5 protein-coding genes and 1 pseudogene are annotated in these 3,641 nt (G+C 69.3%); 3 read left to right on the top strand and 3 right to left on the bottom strand.

Annotated features, from left to right (window positions below; genetic code table 11):
* Positions 1-157 precede the first annotated feature (157 nt).
* Positions 158-637 (top strand): nucleoside deaminase, encoded by a 480-nt coding sequence (locus Q8M82_RS18155; protein WP_305692716.1) that lies wholly within the window; start codon positions 158-160, stop codon positions 635-637.
* Positions 638-650: 13 nt separating this feature from the next.
* On the opposite strand, the gene Q8M82_RS18150 is transcribed toward Q8M82_RS18155, so the two are convergent.
* Positions 651-1,022 carry a hypothetical protein gene (locus Q8M82_RS18150; RefSeq protein ID WP_305692715.1) on the bottom strand — a complete coding sequence of 124 codons (372 nt, stop codon included), beginning with the start codon at positions 1,020-1,022 and terminating at the stop codon, positions 651-653.
* Between the two features lie 429 nt (positions 1,023-1,451).
* Here Q8M82_RS18150 and Q8M82_RS18145 point away from each other — a divergent pair, with 429 nt between their 5' ends.
* Complete coding sequence (locus tag Q8M82_RS18145; RefSeq protein WP_305692714.1) at positions 1,452-1,859, top strand: peptidoglycan L,D-endopeptidase MepK; 408 nt, start codon at positions 1,452-1,454, stop codon at positions 1,857-1,859.
* Between the two features lie 18 nt (positions 1,860-1,877).
* Here the strand turns inward: Q8M82_RS18145 and Q8M82_RS18140 are convergent, their stop codons facing one another.
* On the bottom strand, positions 1,878-2,621 hold the full coding sequence (locus Q8M82_RS18140) for a sulfite exporter TauE/SafE family protein (protein WP_305692713.1): 744 nt from the start codon (positions 2,619-2,621) through the stop codon (positions 1,878-1,880).
* A 104-nt stretch (positions 2,622-2,725) separates the two neighbouring features.
* Between Q8M82_RS18140 and Q8M82_RS18135 the strand changes: the two genes are divergently transcribed.
* Entirely contained in the window at positions 2,726-3,469 is a 744-nt protein-coding gene (locus Q8M82_RS18135; RefSeq protein ID WP_305692712.1) for an ArsR/SmtB family transcription factor, read from the top strand.
* On the opposite strand, the pseudogene Q8M82_RS18130 reads toward Q8M82_RS18135, so the two are convergent.
* Positions 3,429-3,641, bottom strand: a pseudogene (locus Q8M82_RS18130) (patatin-like phospholipase family protein); the annotation flags it as partial. The gene Q8M82_RS18135 and the pseudogene Q8M82_RS18130 sit on opposite strands and share 41 nt — an antisense overlap.

Here is a 3,641-nt window from a genome sequence, read left to right as displayed (position 1 = left end):
GGCTCTTCTGATTGTTGTCGTCGCTCATGATGGCTCCTGAGCCTGTCGTCGCGCGGGCGAAGATCGCTTCGCTCGCTGGACAGGCTCGAAATTCGCGGTGTAGCCGGGGCTTGTAGCAGAGCGCTTCCCGCGCTGCGAGCGCCAAAGCGGAGGTCCGATGCCACGGCTGCAGCCTGATCCCGCAAGCGAGCCGGGCAGGATCGACCCGATGGCGCTCGCCTTCGACGAGGCGCGCGCTGCCGCCCGGCGCGGCGAGGTGCCGGTCGGCGCGGTCGTGACCCGCGACGGCATCGTGCTCGCGCGCGCCGGCAACCGGACGCTGGAGCTGAAAGACCCGACCGCCCATGCCGAAATGCTGGCGCTGCGGCTGGCCTGCGGGGCGCTGGGCTCGGAGCGCCTGATCGGCTGCGATCTCCACGTCACGCTCGAGCCCTGCCCGATGTGCGCGGCGGCGATCTCCTTCGCCCGCATTCGCCGGCTCTATTTCGGCGCGGGCGATCCCAAGGGCGGGGCGGTCGAGAACGGTGTGCGGCTCTATGCCAGCCCGACCTGCCACCATCAGCCGGAGGTCTATGGCGGCCTGCGCGAGAGCGAGGCTGCAGCGCTGCTGCGCGACTTCTTCAAGGGGCGCCGCTGACTCCGGGGTAGTTTCAGCCGGCGAGAGGCTGCAGGACCGGGTCGGTGTATCCACGATCGGCCGATGCGTCCGCCTTGGGCCGCGCAGCCCTGTCGAGGTGCAGCGCGAGTGCGTCCACCGCGGCCAGGGCTTCACGCCTTGCGGCTTCGCTCTCGGCGACCGGGAGCTGCGCATAGAGCGCCCGTGCAAAAGCGGCGATCCGCGTCACGGTGAGATAGGTCGCGTCCTCCAGAGGGGAGGACATCGTGACGAAGCGCAGTATGTTGTCGAGATGCCGCTCGGCGGCGGGGCCGAGGGTCTTGGCATTCAGTGCACCTGCCCTGAAGACCGCGCTGCGCAGGGTTTCGATCTCCGACGTCAGATAGTTCTGCACCTCGTCAGGCATGGGCGCCTCCGCGACGGAACGTCTGTCGATAGATCTCTTACCATAGGACAGCATCGTCTGCCCGCTTCGACCGGCAGGGCGGTTAGCCGCCTGTCTACGCAATCCTGAAAATTGCCCTGGACGCGGCCGGCGGCGCTTCGGTCGCGACTGGAACCATGCGGCTTCGGCAGACCTTGAGGGACGATCGAGCACCGCGGCAAATCGTATAACGGTCGAGAACAATGGTCATTCCGAAAGGTTATGCTCGACTGAACGTCCTGAGCCAGTTCGCTTGAGGCAAGAGTCTCAGATCATCCGAATCGATCCTGCCTTTCTTTTGCCTTGTCGGCCGTCTAGCAGAGCCGCCGAACCGCTCAGCCAGACCATGCGATGGTGGCTTGAGCCTTCCACCCTCCCCATCACGTCAGGTTAGTAATGCGTTGTATTGTCATGGCCGTGATCTTCGCGGTCTCGGTGCCTGTTCTTGCGCGGGCCGACTCCGCGATCGAGCAGGTGTCCTTCCAGCCTCAGGTCAAGGGGCTGCGCTGCCTCAAGGCCGAAACCCTCGCCATGATCCGGGAACTGGTCGACAAGATCGGGCCGATCCAGATCACCTCGACCTGCGGCGGGCGCCACGCCCGCAACTCCCAGCACTACCGGGGCAAGGCCATCGATTTCCGCCCTCTCGCGACGACGCCGCGCAAGGCCGCCGCGGTCGCCAAGACCCTCGACGCCGTCGGCGGCGTCGGCTCCTATTCGAACGGGCTGGTCCATGTCGATGTCGGCGACCGCCAACTCGCCTGGTACGGGTTCAAGCGCAACAACCGCAGGCTCGCCTACAACACGCGCGGCCGTTGAGACCGTGCGCGGCCGGGCTCAACCGGCGGCGCGCAGCACCAGATAACCGCCGAGCGCCAGCAGGCCGGCGAAGAAGCACAGCTTGAAGGTCGCGGCCGAGATGCGGGCGCGGATGGCCGTTCCGGCCGCCATGCCCGCGAGCGCCGGCAGGAGCGCGAGGCCCGACTGCAGCGCCACCCGCGCATCGAGGACGCCCGCCCCCAGCAATCCGACCGAGAGCGCCAGCGTCGAGACCAGGAAGGACAGGCCGAGCGCCTGCACCAATTCGTCCTTGTCGAGCCCCAGCGCCTGCAGATAGGGCACGGCCGGCAGCACGAAGACACCCGTCGCCGCCGTGGCGATGCCGGTGGCGACGCCGACCAGCGGCCCCAGCCAAAGCTCGAATCCGGCCGGCACGCGCAGCTTCGCCGCCTTCAGCCCGACCAGCGCATAGAGCACCAGTGCGATGCCGAGCCAGAGCGTTGCGGAGCCGTCCTTCTGCCGCTCGATCAGCCCCGCGCCGAGCCAGGTGCCGCCGCAGATGCCGGCCAGCATCGGCCATAACCGGGTCATGCAGCGGCGCAGGCCGGGCCCCGTCGCGAGCTGCCAGCCATTGGTGACGAGGTTGGGCACGACCAGCAGCGCGGCCGCCTGTGCAGGCGCCATCACCACGCCCAGGATGCCGACCGCGATCGTCGGCAGGCCGAGCCCGATGACGCCCTTGACGAAGCCGGCGAGCAGGAAGGTCGCCGCGATGAAGAGAAGGAGGCCGCTGTCGATCATGCGCCCTTGTCGCACTGCCGCCATGGCTTGTCGCGGCGCGACGTTACGGCGAGCGCCGTAGCATTCGCCCTTGCCTGCGGAACCGACCGGAGCATCATGGCCTGATGAACACGCGCGGCCCCTACCTCGCCGAGATCGCCAGCCTGATGGGGGATCCCGCGCGCGCCAACATGCTGCATGCGCTCATGGATGGCCGGGCGCTGACGGCCAAGGAACTGGCCTTTCTCGCCGGCGTCGCGCCCCAGACCGCCAGCGGGCACTTGGCGAGGCTGCTGCAGGGGGGCCTGCTCGCCGTGACGGTGCAGGGCCGCCATCGCTACCATCGTCTGGCCGGTCCCGAGGTCGCACAGGCACTCGAAGGGTTGATGGTGCTCGCGGGTGCCGGGACCGGAGGGCGTCGCCTGCCCCAGCGCGTCGGCGCGGAGCTGAGCCAGGCGCGCACCTGCTACGACCATTTCGCCGGCCGGCTCGGCACCGGCATCCACGACGCGCTGGTGGCGGGCGGGCATCTCGCCGTCGCCGAGGGCGGCTATGGCCTGACGGCTTCGGGCGAGGCCGTCTTCGCCGCGCTCGGGATCGCCCTGCCGGACAGGCCTCGACGCCGCGCGCTCCTGCGCCCCTGCCTCGACTGGAGCGAGCGCAAGCCGCATCTCGCGGGGCATCTCGCCGCCGCGCTGGCCTGCCGCTGCTTCGAGACAGCCTGGGTCCTGCGTCGCAAGGACAGCCGCGCGGTGACGCTGACGCAGACCGGCCGGGCGGCCCTCGCCGCCGCTCTGCCGGGCTTCGTCTGCGACGTGCCGGAGCCGGTCAGCCTCGCTGTTCCAGAGCCTGCGCCAGCCTGCGCTTGACCTCGTCCTTCACCGGCTCGGCGGCATCGAGGATCGCCTTGGCCTTGAAGAAGTCGAGCCCGCCGATGCCGTCGGCCCCGGCGCGGATCAGGATGTCCGGCGGCTGGCGCTCGATCATGCGCTGCACGATCGTCCGCGTCAGGATCTGGCTGACGCCGAGCATCGCCTCCAG

Source organism: Allobosea sp., assembly GCF_030694325.1.
Classification (GTDB): Bacteria; Pseudomonadota; Alphaproteobacteria; order Rhizobiales; family Beijerinckiaceae; genus Allobosea.
The sequence above is the reverse complement of the archived record's forward strand: the minus strand, read 5'-3'. Positions and strand labels throughout refer to the sequence as shown.